This is a genomic window from Companilactobacillus heilongjiangensis, assembly GCF_000831645.3.
GTDB lineage: Bacteria > Bacillota > Bacilli > Lactobacillales > Lactobacillaceae > Companilactobacillus > Companilactobacillus heilongjiangensis.
In genome coordinates, this window is record NZ_CP012559.1 from 2,160,856 (window position 1) to 2,180,622 (window position 19,767).

The window sequence follows — 19,767 nt, forward strand, 5'->3', positions numbered from 1 at the left end:
CTTCTCAAATGTGATTTATATACGATATGTCTATTGAATTGTAACAAATAAAGAAATATAAAATTAATCGATTCATGTAAAAAATAATTCAATAAAATGAATGGATTATTATAATTTATTTAGTATTTTTTATTTATATAGCCAACATTCTTAATGAATTTATTAATAATATCAAAATAATAAATAATAGATTAGTCGGAAGTGCTGAGAATATTCACCCGCTGTGGGTGTGGCGTTATGGCTTTAGCCATTACACCACCGGGCGTGTTTGGAGATTTGCCGTACTTTGGCAAAGCTTCAAACCGAGGTTCGAGACCGCACTTCGGCTCGGACCGGTCCGCAGTGCGCCCGGCATGGGCGTTAACTAGGAGGTGAAAGTCCTTCGTGAGCCGTTGTAGTCGGAATCACTAGCCAGAGGCAAGGGTGTCCATCGTGAGGTGGAATCTGAAGGAAGCCCGAGGCAAAGTACCGAGCTGATGAACAAGAAGTGGCTATAAGGCTGGGCTTGTCGGACAAGAGTGCTGCGCAACTCAAATCCTATAACTACGAGTGACAGGTCAAGTAAAGCCAACAGCTACATGGTACGAAAGTTAACGTTCTTACCCGGGGAGGTCTCTGTCATATGACTGGCAAGGAAACGGAATGTATCCTACAGTCAAATCAGGTAGTGATACCTGACTGAATGATAGAGAAGTCAGCAGAGGTCATAGTAGTCGCGTTGCGACGAAGGACTGAACATTAATTGTTCTAATCAATACGGGAAGTGGAAGTGTGCGATAATCGCAGAAAACGGAACTAGTTTCTGGCCCACTGGGCGCGTAGCACTGATTCTGGTGAATGTTTGATTAGAAGAGACATCTTATTTGGCTGAGCCAACCTTAAGTGATGATAATCTCAATGATACTTACGGATGGACTGAACCAAGATAAAAAGACAAATTCTTGGCTGATAAATATGGCCAATGAGATTTGGACTTACCAGGATGTCTAATTAATGAACCGCCGTATACGGGTCCGTACGTACGGTGGTGTGAGAGGTCGGTACATAAAGTACCTCCTACTCGATTAGCAGGTGAATATTCTCAGCCCTGGAGACGTCCAGTTTAAACATTTCTTTTAAATATCGGATAATATCCTATGATTGTCCCATTAAGTATTAGTATAATAGGAATAAGTTATTTGCCATGTTAGTTAATATGCCGTTTTAAATGAATTCAGAAATACCAAGGTCACACATTAAATCCTTGAATTATTAACATAATTAACTCATTTAAGGAACACTAGTCGGAAGAGCTGGGAAATATTTGTGTGCCGTGGTAGTGGAATAAGTACGAGAAATTTTTCCCATACTTATTCCACCGGGCGTGTTTTGAGACTTGACGAATTGTGTCAAGGCTTCAAAACGAGGTTCGAGACCGCACTTCGGCTCGGACCGGTCCGCACAGCTTGAGAATATTTCCCAGCTCTTCCGACGGCATATTTAACTAACACACCACAAGTAACTGCGTTATATATTAGGGGAAAGGTATCAACTAATGAAATCCATTTCTATAAAGAATAAATATCTGCGGTTCCTGCTAATCATCATCATTGCAGCCATCACCGCCGCCTTGTTTGCTGGAGTCAGCTACATTGCACTCTATCAAACCGAATTTTATCACCACTCCATTTGGACTTTCTTAGGCCCAAGTGACAACCGATTCCACATGATGCGTATTGAAGGTCTCTATCAATCCATCCTGCATCACAACTATTTTCCACTCGTCAACATGTCCTTTATGGAAGGCCTCGGATATATCTCGAATATCTTCTACTCTGATTTTCTGATATATCCCGCAGCCTTCATGCGTTTGATGGGCTTTACACCAGCGCAGACAATTGTACGTTTCTACCTATTACTAAACTTCCTAACATTCTCCGTATCATTTCTTTGTTTCTTCAAAGTTTCCAAGAAATATTGGAACAGTTTAGTTTTCAGTTTTGTCTACACGTTGGCTAACTACCGACTCCACGATATGCTTTTCCGCCACGATCTCGGTGAAGTGGGAGCATTCGTCTTCCTACCTATCGCAATTTTAGGTATTTATGAAATTTTTTATGGTGAAAGAAAGCGCAATTGGTTATTTCTAGCCTTTGGTATGACAGGAATCATCTATTCCCACGCTATTTCGCCAATTTTGGTAGCAATCACAATCGTACTAATCATGTTGTGCCAATTGCCTGAACTCAAAGTTCACCCCAAACGTCTACTTTCACTGATTTGGGCAGCGGGTGCCTCGGGGCTCATGAGTGTCGGTTATTTCTTGCCCATGCTTGAGCAATTGAAGCACACCACCTTACGTTTGACCGAGAGTAAAAGTATCCTTCCAGCTGGAGCCGACAATTTAGTCGATTACTTCCACTGGAGTATCAACAACGTTATCAACAAGCCAAATATCGGGGTCGTTCTCTTATTGGCAGGTATCGCCGCCCTAGTTTCAATGGGTAAAATCGAGAATAAAGCTGTCAAACATTTTGCCGGTATTGGTGCCATTATGTTCATCTGCGGAAGTAAAATTTTCCCATGGGTAATGCTCAACAAGACACCTTTCAAGATGATTCAATATCCATGGCGTTTCGATATGATTGCCACTGTCCTCTTAGCAATCTTCATCGCCGCCGACCCACTGCACTTGCTCAAAGGTAATCTGGTCAAAGCAGCTCTAGTGGCTTTCGTCACATTACTAGCAATTTCAGCCAGTTATCGGATGGTCAATGGCATGTCAACTGCCATGGTGCCATATTCAGAGTATGACAAAGCATCGCCATTCAGTATCGGTGGTGGTCAAGAATACCTACCCGATGGTGCGGATGTCGTACCATTGGAAGCTGAACCACAGATGCCAACTATCAAAGCTGGTAAAAAAGCCGAGATAACCAATTTCAAACGTGCTGATACCAAGATGACTTTCAACTTTACCAATGCTAGGAAGACAGTCATCTCCGTTCCAGTCATCGCCTACTATGGTTTCCAATCCAAGGAGTCCACCGGCAACGTTTCGAAATTGACTATGAATAAGAAAAATAACGGACTCGGTGAAGTGACAGTCAGCGGCAATGGTAAAGTAGTGATTGATTACTACGAAACACACGTCCAAAAGACCGCTCGCCACTTCTCATTCTGGGCATTAGTTGCATTTGTGATTGGCTCAATCTTCAGTATGTTCAATTTCAAATGGAGCAAGTTCAAGCCACGGGCTATTGAAATGAAGAATAAGTTGGCTGAAAAAAAGGCAGCTAAAGCTGAAGAATCAGAAGAAAAAGTAGAACCAAAGGATTCCACAGAATCTGAAAATTCAAAAGAACCAAAGGAAACTGCCGACTCCAAAGAAACTAAAGAATCTGAAAAACCAAAAAAATCTAAAGAATCCGCTGATTCCGAAGAACCAGCTAATGATTTCAAAGATGTTGATTCAGAAGATAAGCAAACAAAAGAATAGTTCAAACTAAAAAGGCCTATCCATATGGATGGCCTTTTTGAGTACTATAAGGTAGAATGAAAGCGCCAAAATAAGCGGTATTACCATTGAACAAATCTGAGACAACTACCACAGTTACAATGTTCAGATTGCTAAAGTAGATGGTAATCCCATAAGAGGAGCTGGACAACATGAAAGAACCGAACGAGAAAGAAGTCAAAGCTAGAAAAATCAAGGACACCAAAGTGTTTGATATTCCTAAAGAAATTAATCCAACCGATGGTATCTATGTGGTATTTCAAGGACGCCACGGAGACATAGTCTATAGGCCTAAGCGTCCAAATGTTTTCAAGGATCCCACATTCATCAAAGACCACGACTTCAAACAAGAAGAAGCTTTTCATGACACACTCAAGGGTAATGAAGATATCTGATAATTTATGTGAAAGTATTTTACCAGTTATCGATTTCTCCATGAGGTGAAAAATATGAATGTAGAACAAAGAGAGTTTTATAATCCCGAAAAAGGAATAACTGAACTGTATGAAAATAAGTCATTGGAAGAAAAAGTTAAAGTAAAAGACATAGATGATCTAGTAGTACTTCACTACTATTGGCAAGATTCCGATGGCGAACTCTGGAATAATTTTGACGACCCTATGGAAAATGTTAGAAATGATTTTTCCGCTTACAGGTCTCGTGTCGGCTTTATGCAACCATGGGAACTAAAGAAATTAAGAGAAGCCATTAAAATGACCGTTAGAGAATTTGGAGATTGGACTGGATTGGGATACGGAAATATTTCAAAAATAGAAAACAATCAAAAAATCCAAACCAAGTATCAAGATAGAATATTTCAATTAACTAGAGAAAAGTTCAACGCTACTGGTCACATTTCAGATAAAGAAACCAATTTTTAAAAACAAAATTTTAGACAAAGCAAAAAGCCAATCCGCAAGGATTGACTTTTTTTTGAGTTATCGAATTACTTAATGATTTTATTTTTGAGCCCACAGCTTCCGCTGAATATAAGAATTCAACGGGACAATAAAAGCCGTGGTAGTACGGATTAATTTCCAAAATCAGCTAATGTGTATTAATAAAATATATAATTCTCTGCACCAAGATTTATATAGAGCCTAAAAGATACACATTATTGATTAATAATTTCGTGCAAAACAACTAGAGCTGGTAAAGCCTTCAAGATCATCGCGAACTCCAAAACGGAGTCAGTATCATCTCGTTGTTGCAAATACAGGGCTAGTTCCCCTGCGGAAAGAGGATGTTGAAAACACTTCGAAGGAAACTTGGTTAGAGCTACAGAAAACGAAACGTCTTTGAATGGGGACAACAGAAATTGATTATCTGGATTACATAGCAACGACAACCATCGATTGAAGTGTTGCAGCTCCAAATTATCTAAATCAATTGTGGCCAACCCCAAAGTGTTAATTACCTGGACGAATCGCAACTCTTCCAAGAATTCCATTGCAACTTTCATGTAGGCTGCATCGACTGTGTTTAATGGACGTACATCGGACATTTGTTCGACAGCTTCCATCTAGCTAGACCTCTTTCGGGGTTATTTGCACCCTTTGTGGTGCTATTTAAATATACCGTATTGAAAGCAAAAGAGATACCGCCAATTTGCGATATCTCAAAAAAAATTATTTAATATTTTTTATTTTAATTGTATGTGCTTTGTAGCTAATTTTACCTTTGTATAGCTTGTGATTCTTGGCATACTTGAAGGCACTGTTGAAATCAGACTTCTTAACTTTATGAATCTTCTTGAAACTAACATCCAAGTCAGTTAAAACCTTGGCACCCTTTTGATCAAAGTTCATCTTGTTAAGAGCAGTACCGGCCATACCGTAACCGCCAGACTTATCAAGCATCTTAATCTCTTGGTTCATAGTATCAACTAGGATTTGCATTGAAGAAGTATTCTTCTTAGCAAAAGCCTTATTCATAATCAAAATACTACCGTTATTAGCAGTCATCTTTTGACGATTCAAAATCTTACCGCCATTAGCTTTAGCAGAACTCATCAATGGATCTTCCAAAACAGCGGCATCAATTGAGCCAGCTTTCAAAGCATCCACGCGGTCTTGCATTGAAGCAACTTCTTTGACCTTGATACTTGAATACTTCATCTTATTCTTCTTTAAAACGTCCAATAAGTATTGTTTAGAAGCATCCTTCTTGTCGATAGCAATCGTCTTACCCTTGAGACGCTTGATTGACTTGTACTTCTTGTTGGCGACTAAACCACTGTAACCAGGCAAAGCACCAGCAACCTTCCAGTCAGCATTAGCTTTCTTGCTAACAAGTCCGGCATAACTAACTAAGTTAGTAACCGCAGCATTAACAGTACCATCCTTAATGGCAGCATCTAATTGTTCGTTAGAGTCGAAAGTCTTTGTTTCAACTGAAATATTTTGGTGAGTGAAATCACCAGCAGCATCGGCCATTAGAGCTGGCAGAGAGGCTGTATTCTTCAATACACCAATGGTAATCTTCTCATCAGCAGATGTATCGGCTGCTTTCGCAGTACCAAGGCCCATAAATGGCAATGTTCCAAAAATCAAAAGAACGGTGGCAATAATAATACCAATCTTTCTTAATTTACGTGACATAAAAAAACTCCCTTGTCTTTATATTAACAACACTACTTAATCATAAGACATTGAAGTACTTTATGCCAGATTCCTAGTAATTCTTAAACGAAATACAAGTGAATTCTTAGATAAAAGATACTCCACTTTAATTTTCATCCATAATCTGATCAAAGTGTTGTACTAATTGGGACATATTAATATCAATTTTTGCCTGCAAATATATCTCATCCCATAACTCACGATGTTTGTTATAAAAATTGGGCCCTTCTTTTTTCCATGTATCATCAGCCGTCCAAGAGGCGCCTAGTATTCCTCTTTCTCCTGTATGTTCCAAACAATAATTAAGATTTTTAGTAATTAGTTCCATACCTCGAGGGGTGAACCAATCAACCTCAAAAGTATCAATTATAAATAATATAAACTCCAAAAGGGAACTATAGGAGCTAAAATTACCATTTCCTCCAGATTCTCCTCTGTAATACTGCATAACGATCACCAGTGTTTTATTAAAAATAATGTTTTGATCTGCTTCAGCTTTTCCATGTTTCTTTAAATTTTTAAAACAATTTTTTATATCTTTGAACATTTCAGGCTTAAAAGATTCACTGAATTTTAAATAATTATTGCGAATAATTATTGAATACGAAATCAGCGTAATCTTCACACGATTCAGACTCTGAAGAAAGTTTCTCAACACTCTCAACAAATTTTTTGATTGACGCATATGCCATTATTTTGTTTTCACGTTCTTTTTTTCGTGTTTCTTTTTTTTCAGATATTAATAAATCCAACTTACTCAAGAAGTTATCAATAGAATCAATATCAATCTTTTCATAACTTCCTCCATCGAAAAGTTCCTTTTGATATTCCAAGTCATCCTGTTGACCAACAAAATTAGTTAAAACTACGGGAAAATTATCTTTATCGTCAAACGGTTGCTTACTTTGTTCCAAAGCTGACAGTAAGTTCAAATCTGACAGACTATAACCCAAAATCAGTACCGGAGCTTCTGACATCATTGTAAAAAGCTTTGATTCACGATAATTACCAGGCTTAAACAAGGGAACATAATCCTCATGTGTAACAATTAGACTTGGGTAGTTTTTACGATCACCATGGATATGATAAATCGGAATCATTTCACTGGGGGCTGTCAAAGGTTGCTCAGGATCAATTGTATATCCCTTTTCACCCAAAATAGCTTCAAGTACCTCATCATAGTTGGTCGTCACTATCCATTTTATATTTAAATTTTCAAAAAGGCTTTTATATTTCTCTGTTTCACTGCTCTCTGGAACCCAATTAACAAGAGCACGAATAATTTTCTTTATCTCATCCTTACTGTCTTCATATGTTATTTTTCGCTTTTTTGCTAATAATTGACAGACCCTTGTAGCAATTTGAGGAAGGGTTAATCCTTTTGACAACTCCTTATCAATATCTATGAATGGTTTCTCTTCATCATTAAAGTATGTCCGTTTCAGATATACTACTAAATCTTCGAAAAGTTCTTTCCAATTCTTTGCGGGATTATCTCCGCTAATTACAGCTTTTGAAAATCCAGCACCAATGATTAGCCCGACACCCCATTTTGATATTTCATCCGCCAAATTATCGATACATTTATAATAATCTTCGTCCAATTTGTATTCACCATGCCTTTAGAATTAAATAAAATTATATACCTTTTTAATCGTAATTTTTACGCAGTTTTTATATTGATTGTCTAATTTCAGTAAATGTTCAAATAAGGAAAAAGAAATCTTGAGTAATCAAAAATTTATGCCTAAAGTTAAAAATAGTAAAGTCAAAGTATTGAGACTGAAAAGCACATGAATTTAAAATACTCTGATAGTCCTGTTACTTCACATAGAATATTGAACGATGGAAAAAATACATGATTATTTGAAAGAATACTCTGAATCTTTTTGAATAATCAAATTGACAATGTTAAGGTAATGGTATTATTTAGAGTATTGCATAATATAAATAAGGTTTTCCGGGGGGATTTCAGGTGGATAAGATTTTAGATTTAGCAAATGTAAGTTCAATTATTGCTATACTGGTATTTGTAGCGATTCAAGTTTGGATACAAAAAACAACTATAAAAATCATAATATTGTAAAAAGCAGATTGAATTGGTTAAAGTTACTGAAAAAAAGTTTCATTGAATATAATACAGCACTAGAAGAAATCATCGAATTCGATAGACAGGTCAAACCTGAAACTAAAAAAGATGAATCCGATAAAATTTATGCATTGTATCGAGCATTAAAAAACAAAAAAATTGATTTGACAATGCAGTTTAAAGCTTACGAACTTGAAAACGATGATAAATCAGAGAACCTAGTGAAGTTTGTCTCAGTAGATGTAAGAAAAAATAAACACGGTGAAAAAGACTTAGAAGAGAGAGTAAAAAAGTATCTAAACAGTTTTCTCAAGAAATCTGATGATTGTGAAAAACAACTTTTAAAATTAATCAATGGTATTGATAAACTATACGCAAAAAGGAGAAATCCACAAATTGAAGAGGATAACTTTGATGAGGAAATACTGTTAGAACTCGTCCAGCAATTCGAAATTTGTATTTGCAAAAACGAGTGGACAAAAATTAATTTTGAATCAAATATATTTTATGCGTATATATCATTTTTGCGAAAGCAAAAAGAATCTTTACAGGTATTAAAAAAGAATTTAGAAACAATGATTAAGGAAACTAGAAACGACAGTAATGATGTTGATGAACCATCGTCAATTAGTAAATATACAAAAGATATTGATAATATTTGGCAGGGCGATAGTACAGTAGGCGAAAGATTGAAAAAGGTTTTGACTAAAGTTGCTAAACAAGTAGGAGAAAAATTTCCGAATAGCATGAAAACCTCCACAGGAAAAAGGTACATATACTCCACTGACGCACCAGTCCATCCGACCGGAAAAGATTTTGTTAATCCAAAGAAAATTAATTTACCAGAATTGAAACCTGATTTCTATTTAGAAACTAACTTCAGCAATTCTCAAGCTAGATCCATTGCTGAACAGATAATGAAGAAAAATAATTATAAGCCGGAAGCTTAATCCGCTTGTCAAATACAAGCAGTTAAGAAAATAAAAATTCAAAGAACAATCATCGGTCGAACATACCTGTAAAAAAATCATCAATCTAAAAGACAAGAGTTTGGAGCTTTATCCCACGCCCTTATTTTTTTACCATTCAAAACGGCCAATCATTTAGTTTTTTCCATCGTCTAATATAATATTTAGAACCTTCTAGATTCCATTAGAAGTATGATATCAAAAAAGTAGGAAAACTGACAATTTTAATTCGCCATTTTCCTACTTCTTATAATCGCTATTAACATCTACTTTGTACTTCTAACAAAAGACTACTTCCAAGCACCAACATCAGTTGCTTTTACCCAACCATTCGTTGATACTCTTACCCATGCAGGTAAACCAGAAGTATTCCATTGTCTTGCAACTCCATTATAAGCCCACGTGCTATTTGTAGGTAATATTTGAGTAGTTAATCCACTAGTAGGTGAACTATAAACATACGTCAACTTATTAACATATATATTTCCATTTTCATCCCCGAGCTTATACGTATCATTCGTATTAACCCATTGATTAGGGGCAACCATTACATATGTATTACCGCCATCGCCAATTTGAATAGAATTATAAGCCCATGATGAACCATTAGATAAGGTTCTACCAGCAGGATCAGATGAACTTGGAGAAGCATAAACTGTTGCACCACTTGATTTATTAATCATTATTGTATTATTCAAGGCAGCATTTGCAGTTTGCTCAGTACTCCCTAGGAATATCACAGCAAATATAGCAACAATTGATGCTAAAAATGATACTAAAACTTTCTTTTTCATATCTTTGCCCTCCTATATTTCACACATACCGTAGCACTTAATAATTTATTATTCAATAAGGAAAAATACAATAATATAAATAATGAAAAATATGACAATCTTGGTACCAATCAATTACTAATATAAAGCAAACATATGAAACATACCAATTAATGGAATCGTCAATTAAAAGCCATAATCCTTAGTTACTTAGAGAATATTCGTAACTATAAGAAGAATAATACCGCTGCGGATACGTCAATCAGTACATTGCGTAAGAGCTTAAAATATGTAAGCAATAATTGTCTATTTTCTTACTCCAATAGCACTATTGGTAAGCTTAAACACAATATCTATTGGGCCTATAAATCCTAACTACATTTAAGGAATGGGACTGTTTTATGCAATAAAGCAACTCAATTAAGGGGTACCATCTGCTCAAAATCATTCATCAACACGATTTGACAAAGAATAAAAACCACCCGTAAAACGGGTGGTTTTCTCTGAGGCTATAAGCCTCCATCACTAGCCAGCGCCTCAAGACGCTGGCTTTTGTGTATCAAAGCCAAATTGCTCTTACCACTGTTGCTTCCGCTTTAAGCGGTATTCGTACTACTTACGTGGACCCTTAAAAGGGTCCTCATATTCATGAGATATCAATTTATCCGTGACCATATCTTTCTTTTCCTGATCACGAATGTATTTTTGTATAGTTGCTTCATTCATTCCTACAGTCGTTACGTAATACCCTTCTGCCCAAAAATGTCTGTTTCCAAATTTATATTTCAAATTTGCATGCTTATCAAACATCATCAATGCACTTTTTCCTTTTAGATATCCCATAAAACTGGCAACACTTATTTTAGGTGGAATACTTAACAACAAATGCACATGATCAGGCATCATATGACCCTCAATTATTTCAACACCTTTATATTTACAAAGCAATTTTATATAGTCTTGTAAATCACGTCGATATTGATTATATATTATTTTTCTCCTATACTTTGGAATGAATACGATATGGTACTTACACATCCATTTGGTATGTGCAAGACTATTGAGCTTATTCGCCATGATAGACGTCTCCTTTGTTTTTAAAATGTTTGGCTTCGACACCTACATTTTAAAACTTATGGGGGCGTTTTCGTATAACGAATTAATGCCCACCCGCATAGCGGGTGGTTTTTTGTTTCGCACGCTTATGCGCACTCAACAGGGCCTAAAGGCATAAAATCATAAAAAAAAGAGCCTCACCACAGTGAGTCTCTTTTTTTGGAACTTATTAAGCAACTAATTTCTAGTATGCTGAGTAAGTAACATTGTTACCTTGTAACCATTCACCAGTAGCAACGTGATATACAGTTGTGCCTTCTGCGTTAACAGCTGACTTGTCTGTGTACCATGCAGTATCACCAGCAACGGCACGGTTTGTTACTTGTTTGCCATTGTCATCAAACAATGGGTAAACGAAGCCTGAAGGGCCAGCAGTAACAACTTTACCATTCAAAGCTTTAACGTCAGTGTATGCACCTTCGCCATTATTGTTATCAGTAGCTTTGTCTGAGAATGTTACATCGTTAGCGTCAATCCATTCGCTACCACCAACACGATATTGTTTGTTACCATTTTGGTCAACACGTACAGCATTTGTCTTCCAAGCAGTGTTCTTTGCAAGAGCACGGTTTGTAACGGCATTGCCTTCGTCATCCTTCAATGTGTAATAAGCGTGGTCAGCCTTTGTTGTAACAACACCTTTAGTATCTGTAGTTGTCCATTCAGCTTCTGAATCAGAAACATTGATTGCACGTACAAATGAAATTGTAGCACGACTTGTTGTAAAGTCGTAACCAGCTGAAGCTTTTTTACCATTTACAAGAACAGTATATGATGAAGGATCACCTTCATAGTTAGTAATGAATTTAGCAAGCTTTGTATCACTACCAGCAGTAAAGTTAACTAATTGATAGTATGTACCAGCAGTCTTAAATTCGCCACCTGTAATATCTGTACCAAGAGTACCATCAGCATGTACATCTGTTGATGCAGCAGCATCCATAGCAGCCTTATATGTTCTGTAGAAGCCTTTACCGATAGTTGTACCTGTTGTTGAAACAGCTTCACCATCTTGATCTGTCAATGCAACATTAGTTGATGAAACTAATTGTGTAAGAGCAGTCTTTGAGTTTTTAGCAACTGAGATAGGTGTTGTAAACTTAGCATTAATTGTCTTAAGTTCTGTACCCTCGTCAGATTTGTTTAACTTAAATTGTGCAACTTGCTTAAATGTTGTACCGTTACCATTAATGTCAGTATCTTTAGCATAAACAGTAAATGTTACAGGCAACATTGAATCATCAGCATTAATAGCAGCATTCAAATTAGCAGAAGTATGATTTGTTGTACCATCATATACGTTACCCTTTGCATCAGTAGCAGTCATATAAGCAGTAACATTCTTACGATCTAATGTTCCAAGATAGTTTTTACCATCATTGTTACTTAATGGACTACCGATAACAGCAGCATTAGCGTTGTTAAATTCTGATGTCTTAACAGCAGCATTTTGACCAAGTTTTAATTTAGCATAAACGTTAGCTGAGACAGCATCTTTGTCAGTAAATTGACCGGCAAATTTGTTCTTAGCATTTGTAAATTCACTTGCTGGTGTATTTACAGTTGTATCTGTACCGGCGGCTTGTGAAACAACAGGAGCAGCAACTGGGGCAACAGCTAGAAGTGTTGCAGCAGCGATTCCTGCGTATTTAATAGATTTTTTCAATGTTAATCCTCCCCTGGACTACAAGAATTTATTATTTTAAATTGTCGTGGGGCTATCCCACTGACAACCATTATATGAAACTCTGGCTTATGAATCAACTCTAAATTGCAAAGTCTACATTTTTGTAACACTTCTGTATTAAAAATCACAGTTCTGTAATAATCATACAGATAACCACAATATATTTGCTCTTTTTTGACCAAAGTCAACCTTAAAATCACAAATCTATTACAGCCGTTATTCCAACGCATTCCTTACAACTTATTGCTTATCCAAAAGAGCCTACTCTTATTCTAGTCGAAATAAGTCGTAGGCTCAAGGTTTATCCCTTAAATATTTTAATAATTTTATCTAGATACTGCATAATTCTAAAGAGCTTTGGTTTCAATGCGTTCAATATAGCTGGCACCAAGTACTTCTTGAAAAAGTTGGACAGTATTTTGTTCAAAAAGTTTACTGGCACTAATCTTTGCCATCCCCGCTTTAACTTCCTCGGGCGTTAGATCAGCCTTAACATAGTTCAATACCAAGTTCTTCTTGTGACCTTCAGCAGTCTTAAAACGCAATTGTAATTTTTTCATCAGTTATTCTCCTCTATTTTGCACTTTGTTGTGTGTATTTAACGATTTCTGAACCAAGATAAGAATCCCCGTCTGATAACAAAACCAAACCTTCAGCGAATTGTTGAAGCTGTTCCTTAGTGGGTTCTTCCACGATGTTGTTGAAGCGGATCACTTTGATTCCCTTTGGATACTTGTCATTTCCCATGGTGATTGTGATAGCAGTTTTCTTCCAGCTCATTTGTCTGACCTCTTTATTATTATTTGTAAGAACTAACGGCCGTTAAGTAACTTACATAGATAGTAACGATTGAGAGTCTTTAAAACGGAAATACTAATTTAACTTTTTTCTGCCGCCAACGGGTGCGAGGGAGTCTAACCTGCTGTGGACCGGTGCGAGCCAAGGTCTCGCGCCTCGATTTTGAGCTTCGAGAAGTTCGCTCGAATCTCAAAATTCGTAGTGGAGTATGGACTAAAGTCCTTACTCCACTCCCACTGCTGGTTGACTCCCTCGCACCCGTTGGCTAGTTTGTTTTTAGATATCTGATGTTCTGATCCACTCCAGTTATATGGATAATTTAGTCTGAAAAATTGATATTCTGAACTAGATTCTTCCTATAACTAATGAATATCAGAATTAATTCCAGAATTAACTCATAGAACTGTATCTTTAAATATTCGAACAATACTTCATCCAAAATTGTGTAAATCTACTATAGAAGTAATCCAATCATCTAAAAGTGAAAATTCCAGAATCCAGAGTTATTTTAAAACCAACGAAATATCCCAGCCTCTGATTGTCAGTGATGGAGTCTGCTGTGGTAGTGGAGTTAGGACGAGTGCATTTCTCGTTCTTACTCCACAGGGACGACTTTTGAGACTTGCCGGTTTTGCAAGGCTCAAAATCGAGACTTGAGACCGCACTTTGGCTCAAGTCGGTCCCATAGCGGAACTCCATCATCTGACAATCGGAGGCGGAATTTTTCAACAACCCCCTTGTCATGTTATAATCCAACCAGTATTCAATGGAGGAATTCAAAAATGAAAAAAGCTTTATTACTCGCAACAACAGGTTTGGCACTAATTATAGCCGGCTGCAGTAATTCTTCATCATCAAGCAAAAGCACTGACAACAGTGATGCTTACAAGACAGAAATGACTAAGGGTAACGATGCCGTCAGCGACCAGAACTATTCACGTGCTGCTGACCACTTCGAGTCCGCCGTCAAAGCTAAGAAGACTGACAAAGCCACAGCTTCTGAAAAACAAGCTACTAATTTGGTAAAAGCTAAGAAATTGATGAACAAACGTCAATTTTCTGCCGCTAAAAAAGCTTTAACAATTGCTAAAGATCAAGATAATGGCAATAAGAAGATGACTGCTAAGGCAAAAACAATGCTCAAGCAAGTTGATAAAATTGAAGTAACACGCAATAACTTTAAACTAGATATTAAAAACGCTAAGGCAATGATCAAGTCTGGTGATAATGACCAAGCTCGTTCATTGTTAGAACAAGTAGCTAAGTCTAAGAATGTTAAAGGCAAGTATTACTCTGACCTTTATGCTCAAGCTAAGGAATTGTTAGACACATTACCAGCCGCTACCGTGACCGCTACTGATGAAACTAATACTGATAACAACGGTGATGATTCAGCCGACAATAAAGACGCAACAGATGATGACCAAAGCAATAATCCTGCCGCTAAGGGTGATTTCGATATTGAATCGAGAAAAGGCCAAGGTAAAGAAATTACTGACGCTGATATTGCTAACGCCCGTCAACAATTGACTGACCAAGGTGTTAAGACAGTTGGTGCTTGGAGTGACAACGATATTATCCGTGCTATCAAGAATGCTCGTGCTGATGGTCGTGATACTATTCAACCTTCTGACGCTCAGATTCGTAACTAGGTTTTGATTTGTTAAATATATAGTAGAAAAGCATCCAGTCGAAATTGACTGGATGCTTTTTAGTTTGGTAATAAATTGTTTAAGTCTGTAATGACAACTATTTGATTGGGTCTTTCAGCTGCATTCATATGCCGAAATTTTAATTTGAATTCTCTTTTATCAGTATCCTCAACTAGTTTGATAAATTTCTTCAAATCCGATTGAACTCTCTCTGGAACTAAACTCAAATCGTAATTATTATCCGGTAACAGTTCTGTTAAGCGACAAACATCGTTAAAATGCTTTGTCTTATCACTTCTTTGCACCTGCTGACCATCCAAAATGCGTTTTCTTATATCCAAGTGTGCCTTAGCCTTAAATAAAATTAAGTATGCTGGGCTTAAAACAGGTGCACCCTCAGAACCAACCTGTATTCGTTCAACCCCTTTTTTGAGAATTTGATAATAATCATCATCTAAAACAATTGCTGACAAACTGGGACCATTCTCAAAGTGCAATGGAGTTTTATGAACATCTGGTTCAATTAGGTCATATAAGAAAGGCTTTCTGCAAAAAAGTTCTATTTGACTTGGAACAGATTCATTCTTGGTGACAAACCTATAGTAACTTTTATCTTTATTCTTTCCAAAACCATCCATAGAGTAACCATATTTCTCAACAAACTGCATAAAACGTTCCGAAAATCCTGCGGTGGCATTTTCGAAGATAACCACCATATCATAATCGTGTGTTGCTCTAAAATCCTGTCCCTCTTTATTCAGTAAGATAGATGCTGCGTTTCCACCAATAATCGTATAGCAGTCACTATATGATTTAAAAAAGTGAAAGAAGTTTTCAAATGGCATCAATTGTCCCTCCAGATATTGTCTAGCATGTCTTCCAATTCAGAATCTACACGTTCGTCATAATTTTCTTTTGACATCATTAAATACAAGTCCAAAGGATCAACTACATCCCCAGGGTATTCTTTATCCGTCTGTCTATAAAGTACGTTAAAAAAATTCAAATCATACTTTTGGACCTGAATTAAAAATTTCAAATCAGTATTAAATGGCTCGCCCATTGATTCACTAGCTTCTCTAATTACAGTATTTGACAATGTATTAAACATGTTTTTATCCGTAACGAACGTTTTTCTCTGATTATCGGAAATCATAGTTACCTGACTCAATCCTGTGAAGCCGCTCTTCAGTAGTTTTGAGTAATCTAAAGTTTCAACGATACCCCTGTTAACAGCAGAATCAAACTTCAATTCTTTTTCATGCACAGGTGAAACTAGATATTCAAGACCAGCTTCAAAGTATGCCCGGCTTTCCAGTGGATACGTATATATTCGGTCAACCGTCTCACCTGATGCCTTGAGTAGTCCATGAGAAATCAAATCATTGGTTGCTCTGGAAAAACTGATTCTATTTTTGATACCAATATTTTTACCAACACGACTATAAAATTCTTGTCCACCTTTAATAACCAACTGTCCCAGGTCATTAACTAAAATATTTTTAGCGCCTATTTCTACAAATACTGCTCGGTTTTTTTCTGCCATAAGCATCATCATCAAAATGAACATATATAGTCTCTGACCAACTGGCGATAGAGTTTTATTGTCATTAAACATTTTGATTTTATTTGGGAAAAGCTTTGTTCCAAGAAATGGCAGAAATATTTCTCCTTCTAGAGTAATAAAAGGAATACCCTTCTCGATTAAGAATTTTCTATCGTCCTTGCCCAATTGAGTAACCATTATGACAGAATCAAATTCATTATTCTCCCTTATTCTTTGAATTATGGACACTGCTCTTTTAACATTTCTGGCCTGATAATCTACAAGATTGATCTCTCTACTAAGAATGGAGGCACGATAAACTACCGATACCCTTTTGTCTAAATTAGACATTGGTATCTCAAGTTGCTTCTTTATTTCTACCGATATTCCACTCTCTCTTCTGAAATAATCCAATTGATCAGAAATGTTATTTATCATATTAATTACCCTTTTGTCATATTTGTTTTTTTCTATTGTAACATTTTATATCGTATTGTTTCATTGCAATGTTACAATAGAAAAAAATAATGTTACAACTGATTGTAAAGACAATGTTCAGTGGGCGTACAGGTATTAATCAAATCAATTCACACCATTAAATTTGTTCTATAAATAAAGAAGAATATCAGACCGCTTCACTTTCAAGGGCTTGATATTCTTCTTATTTATATTCTTGATTAACTCATATCTGTGACGAATTTAGAGGTTGCTTTCTTTAAAGCAAGATAGGCATCATATTCTGGTGCCGTTCCAGGTATACTGTCGGACATGAAAATATCTGACCGTAAAACATCGTTTCTCATATTGGTGCTGGAATATCTAGTCAATGAAATTTTATCTAGTCTTCTTGTTATATATATTTGATCATTTCTGTCCAAATCATCCAAGAATTCAGAATAATGCGTTGTGAAAACTAATTTTGCATGATTTATATTTATTGATGGGTCTTTAAAATAATTTATAAAAGTTCTAGCTATGGCATGATTGAAATGATTCTCAATTTCATCAACGAAAATAATTCCACCATTTTTTAAAGTATTCAATATCTGCGTATAAAGTGAAATACCTTTGGCCGTACCAGAAGATAAATAATACTCAATCGTGGCAAAATTTCTATCAGTGATTTCTTCATCTTTATTTTTGAATTTTAATCTATAAAAAGTCTGTCTATTGTTATTTTCATCTACTCGCTCAATCTTAAGGTATTCAATACTTGGATCCAAATATCGCAAAATCTCACTTGGAACATATCCTAGATTAGAAACGAACAAATTCGTATTTGTAAAAATTGTATTATCAACCACGCTAGGAATATTGTAATCATTAATTTTTATTATTGTTCTAAATATTGAATCATCTGGAGCCAATACTGCCGCAACCTCTGGACTGAGATTATTACGATCCATAATCAATTTTGCCTTAGAAAAATCTAGTGATTTTTTCTTACTCTCATTAACTAAAGCTCTCTTTCGATAAATTTTTTCTGTTCTTATCTCAAGATTATTGGATTCTGAATTTTCATTTTTAGCAATCGTAATCACATCTTTGTATAAAAATTTATCAGTCCCATACAAATAAATGTTAAATGTCACTGCTGAATCATCAAATAATATTTCATTTAATTTAGTCTCTTCAATCGACCTATTGTTAAGTAGCAATGACAGTATACCAATGGTTAATTTCAAAATTGCTGTTTTACCAGTGGCATTCTTACCTACTATGGTTGTCACATTATTCGTATAGTTATTTCCAAAGAGGTTAGTTAGAGATTCAGTGTGGCCTTTTGAAACTCTACTATCGGTTAGCAAAGAAAAATTCAGTTTATTCTCAAATAATGGATACCCTTCAATATCAAGTGATAGGAAGCGCAACTTATTTTCCATTTCTTTACCTCGTCTTAAAACGTATTCGATACATCATTTTGATGTATTCAAGTAGTATGGTACCAGATAAAACGCCTTTTAACCATAAAATATGTTTGAAGACTATCTTTCGGTTTTAAAACATCCAACCATATGCCTGTATATATAGTAATTACGTAATTAGCCCATTTTTTATCTATAAAAAATTAACATTAGAAAAGCCCCAGGTTACTGAGTTCCATCAGTAATCTGGGGCCTTTGGAGATTATTCCAGGGACATATTCCGAAATTCCAAAGATTGTAACATTATTTTTTCGATTGCAACATTGTAATGTTGCAATCGATTTTTAAATGTTGCAATTCAATACATTGAAATAAAAGCAGATTTTTAATGTTTCAAAAAAATTAGTATAATGGTATACGTTATATTTAATACGCATAGGAGAAATTTATGACTGAGGAAAAAGTAAAAAAGCACACGACCCGAGCCATCTGGATCGCCTGCATTTTAATATTAATGGGGGCTTTTGGAATTCCTCAACTATATCGCAATTATCATTCTGCACCCTACTGCTATTCTTCGGGCAGCCAGATAACCTTGGAGAGCAAGCAGACGCACAAATTGAACAAATATCAGAAAAAGCAATTTATCAAAATGGCTCGTTTAGCAATCGACAAAAAAGATGGACCTTTTGACTGGCAAAACTATCAAAACGTTTCTATTAATGTCTACAAAATGAAGAAACCTTCTGAATATGGTCTGATCTATAAAGTTAAACCCACGATACGTTCCAAGCAACATACAATCACCAATTCCATTATCGTAAAATTAGCTGACCGTGATTTGAAGACTTACCATAAGTTTAAAATTAAGGGGTATTCTTCAGACTTTTCCAGCTTTTTTAACTAGGGTCCGTCTCCGGAGCTGAGCGAGAAGTATTTCGCCTGCTGTGGGACCGGCTCGAGCCATAGTGCGGTCTCGAGCCTCGATTTTGAGCCGGAAACCACGTCTCAAAATTCGTCCTGTGTTGTAATGGCTGACGCCCTAACAACACTGTCACTGCTGGTGAATACTTCTCGCTCAGCTCCTCCGACTCATTGGGTTGGAGTTTTTTTATTGGTTTTAGTTTTGTGATTTAAAGGCTAAAAAAAGCAAAAC

At 36.1% G+C, this 19,767-nt stretch carries 18 protein-coding genes; 6 read left to right on the forward strand and 12 right to left on the reverse strand.

From position 1 onward, the window contains the following. Positions 1-1,534: 1,534 nt before the first annotated feature. From JP39_RS09695 to JP39_RS09705, 3 genes are all read left to right on the forward strand, one after another. The gene (locus JP39_RS09695) at positions 1,535-3,478 is read left to right on the forward strand and encodes a glycosyltransferase family protein (protein ID WP_041498891.1); all 1,944 of its coding nucleotides are present in this window, start codon (positions 1,535-1,537) and stop codon (positions 3,476-3,478) included. 170 nt (positions 3,479-3,648) lie between these two features. Next, positions 3,649-3,891 carry a hypothetical protein gene (locus tag JP39_RS09700; protein ID WP_041498892.1) on the forward strand — a complete coding sequence of 81 codons (243 nt, stop codon included), beginning with the start codon at positions 3,649-3,651 and terminating at the stop codon, positions 3,889-3,891. A gap of 54 nt (positions 3,892-3,945) precedes the next feature. Continuing rightward, entirely contained in the window at positions 3,946-4,377 is a 432-nt protein-coding gene (locus tag JP39_RS09705) for a helix-turn-helix transcriptional regulator (protein ID WP_053856744.1), read from the forward strand. A 233-nt stretch (positions 4,378-4,610) separates the two neighbouring features. Here the strand turns inward: JP39_RS09705 and JP39_RS09710 are convergent, their stop codons facing one another. The 4 genes from JP39_RS09710 to JP39_RS09725 form a co-directional block, all read right to left on the reverse strand. Beyond that, positions 4,611-5,018 carry a hypothetical protein gene (locus JP39_RS09710; RefSeq protein WP_041498894.1) on the reverse strand — a complete coding sequence of 136 codons (408 nt, stop codon included), beginning with the start codon at positions 5,016-5,018 and terminating at the stop codon, positions 4,611-4,613. Between the two features lie 106 nt (positions 5,019-5,124). Further along, complete coding sequence (locus JP39_RS09715) at positions 5,125-6,096, reverse strand: ABC transporter substrate-binding protein (RefSeq protein WP_041498895.1); 972 nt, start codon at positions 6,094-6,096, stop codon at positions 5,125-5,127. 127 nt (positions 6,097-6,223) lie between these two features. Then, a complete protein-coding gene (locus JP39_RS09720; protein ID WP_041498898.1) occupies positions 6,224-6,742 on the reverse strand; it encodes a hypothetical protein in 519 nt (172 codons plus the stop codon). Next, positions 6,699-7,721, reverse strand: a complete 1,023-nt coding sequence (locus JP39_RS09725) for an SIR2 family protein (protein ID WP_041498899.1) — start codon at positions 7,719-7,721, stop codon at positions 6,699-6,701. Before JP39_RS09725 ends, JP39_RS09720 begins: the two co-directional genes overlap by 44 nt. Before the next feature lie 442 nt (positions 7,722-8,163). On the opposite strand from JP39_RS09725, the gene JP39_RS09730 reads away from it, so the two are divergent. After that, positions 8,164-9,156 (forward strand): hypothetical protein, encoded by a 993-nt coding sequence (locus JP39_RS09730; protein WP_041498900.1) that lies wholly within the window; start codon positions 8,164-8,166, stop codon positions 9,154-9,156. 308 nt (positions 9,157-9,464) lie between these two features. Here JP39_RS09730 and JP39_RS09735 read toward each other — a convergent pair whose 3' ends face one another. From JP39_RS09735 to JP39_RS09755, 5 genes are all read right to left on the reverse strand, one after another. Next, the gene (locus JP39_RS09735) at positions 9,465-9,857 is read right to left on the reverse strand and encodes a hypothetical protein (protein ID WP_169751884.1); all 393 of its coding nucleotides are present in this window, start codon (positions 9,855-9,857) and stop codon (positions 9,465-9,467) included. A 702-nt stretch (positions 9,858-10,559) separates the two neighbouring features. Further along, the gene (gene tnpA / locus JP39_RS09740; protein ID WP_041498904.1) at positions 10,560-11,024 is read right to left on the reverse strand and encodes an IS200/IS605 family transposase; all 465 of its coding nucleotides are present in this window, start codon (positions 11,022-11,024) and stop codon (positions 10,560-10,562) included. Between the two features lie 223 nt (positions 11,025-11,247). Beyond that, on the reverse strand, positions 11,248-12,729 hold the full coding sequence (locus tag JP39_RS09745) for a hypothetical protein (protein ID WP_041498905.1): 1,482 nt from the start codon (positions 12,727-12,729) through the stop codon (positions 11,248-11,250). 368 nt (positions 12,730-13,097) lie between these two features. Then, complete coding sequence (locus tag JP39_RS09750; RefSeq protein WP_041498907.1) at positions 13,098-13,310, reverse strand: DUF2922 domain-containing protein; 213 nt, start codon at positions 13,308-13,310, stop codon at positions 13,098-13,100. 13 nt (positions 13,311-13,323) lie between these two features. Continuing rightward, positions 13,324-13,530 carry a hypothetical protein gene (locus JP39_RS09755; RefSeq protein WP_041498908.1) on the reverse strand — a complete coding sequence of 69 codons (207 nt, stop codon included), beginning with the start codon at positions 13,528-13,530 and terminating at the stop codon, positions 13,324-13,326. An 800-nt stretch (positions 13,531-14,330) separates the two neighbouring features. Here JP39_RS09755 and JP39_RS09760 point away from each other — a divergent pair. Further along, positions 14,331-15,200 (forward strand): hypothetical protein, encoded by an 870-nt coding sequence (locus tag JP39_RS09760; RefSeq protein ID WP_041498909.1) that lies wholly within the window; start codon positions 14,331-14,333, stop codon positions 15,198-15,200. Between the two features lie 59 nt (positions 15,201-15,259). On the opposite strand, the gene JP39_RS09765 is transcribed toward JP39_RS09760, so the two are convergent. The 3 genes from JP39_RS09765 to JP39_RS09775 all read right to left on the reverse strand — a co-directional run bounded on the left by JP39_RS09765 (position 15,260) and on the right by JP39_RS09775 (position 18,629). Next, on the reverse strand, positions 15,260-16,045 hold the full coding sequence (locus JP39_RS09765; protein WP_041498910.1) for a hypothetical protein: 786 nt from the start codon (positions 16,043-16,045) through the stop codon (positions 15,260-15,262). Continuing rightward, on the reverse strand, positions 16,045-17,184 hold the full coding sequence (locus JP39_RS09770; protein ID WP_041498911.1) for a hypothetical protein: 1,140 nt from the start codon (positions 17,182-17,184) through the stop codon (positions 16,045-16,047). Before JP39_RS09770 ends, JP39_RS09765 begins: the two co-directional genes overlap by 1 nt. A gap of 239 nt (positions 17,185-17,423) precedes the next feature. Then, positions 17,424-18,629 (reverse strand): AAA family ATPase, encoded by a 1,206-nt coding sequence (locus JP39_RS09775; protein ID WP_041498913.1) that lies wholly within the window; start codon positions 18,627-18,629, stop codon positions 17,424-17,426. A gap of 430 nt (positions 18,630-19,059) precedes the next feature. Here JP39_RS09775 and JP39_RS09780 point away from each other — a divergent pair, with 430 nt between their 5' ends. After that, positions 19,060-19,518 carry a hypothetical protein gene (locus JP39_RS09780; protein ID WP_041498914.1) on the forward strand — a complete coding sequence of 153 codons (459 nt, stop codon included), beginning with the start codon at positions 19,060-19,062 and terminating at the stop codon, positions 19,516-19,518. Positions 19,519-19,767: the final 249 nt, after the last annotated feature.

Excerpts from the sequence above, each read along its gene's own strand:
- JP39_RS09735 (WP_169751884.1), bottom strand. The coding sequence starts at position 9,857 with ATGATTAATAAATCAAGTGGTGCAACAGTTTATGCTTCTCCAAGTTCA.
- tnpA (WP_041498904.1), bottom strand. The coding sequence starts at position 11,024 with ATGGCGAATAAGCTCAATAGTCTTGCACATACCAAATGGATGTGTAAG.
- JP39_RS09780 (WP_041498914.1), top strand. The coding sequence starts at position 19,060 with ATGACTGAGGAAAAAGTAAAAAAGCACACGACCCGAGCCATCTGGATC.
- JP39_RS09700 (WP_041498892.1), top strand. The coding sequence starts at position 3,649 with ATGAAAGAACCGAACGAGAAAGAAGTCAAAGCTAGAAAAATCAAGGAC.
- JP39_RS09760 (WP_041498909.1), top strand. The coding sequence starts at position 14,331 with ATGAAAAAAGCTTTATTACTCGCAACAACAGGTTTGGCACTAATTATA.
- JP39_RS09705 (WP_053856744.1), top strand. The coding sequence starts at position 3,946 with ATGAATGTAGAACAAAGAGAGTTTTATAATCCCGAAAAAGGAATAACT.
- JP39_RS09715 (WP_041498895.1), bottom strand. The coding sequence starts at position 6,096 with ATGTCACGTAAATTAAGAAAGATTGGTATTATTATTGCCACCGTTCTT.
- JP39_RS09770 (WP_041498911.1), bottom strand. The coding sequence starts at position 17,184 with ATGATAAATAACATTTCTGATCAATTGGATTATTTCAGAAGAGAGAGT.
- JP39_RS09710 (WP_041498894.1), bottom strand. The coding sequence starts at position 5,018 with ATGGAAGCTGTCGAACAAATGTCCGATGTACGTCCATTAAACACAGTC.
- JP39_RS09695 (WP_041498891.1), top strand. The coding sequence starts at position 1,535 with ATGAAATCCATTTCTATAAAGAATAAATATCTGCGGTTCCTGCTAATC.
- JP39_RS09750 (WP_041498907.1), bottom strand. The coding sequence starts at position 13,310 with ATGAAAAAATTACAATTGCGTTTTAAGACTGCTGAAGGTCACAAGAAG.
- JP39_RS09765 (WP_041498910.1), bottom strand. The coding sequence starts at position 16,045 with ATGCCATTTGAAAACTTCTTTCACTTTTTTAAATCATATAGTGACTGC.
- JP39_RS09775 (WP_041498913.1), bottom strand. The coding sequence starts at position 18,629 with ATGGAAAATAAGTTGCGCTTCCTATCACTTGATATTGAAGGGTATCCA.
- JP39_RS09755 (WP_041498908.1), bottom strand. The coding sequence starts at position 13,530 with ATGAGCTGGAAGAAAACTGCTATCACAATCACCATGGGAAATGACAAG.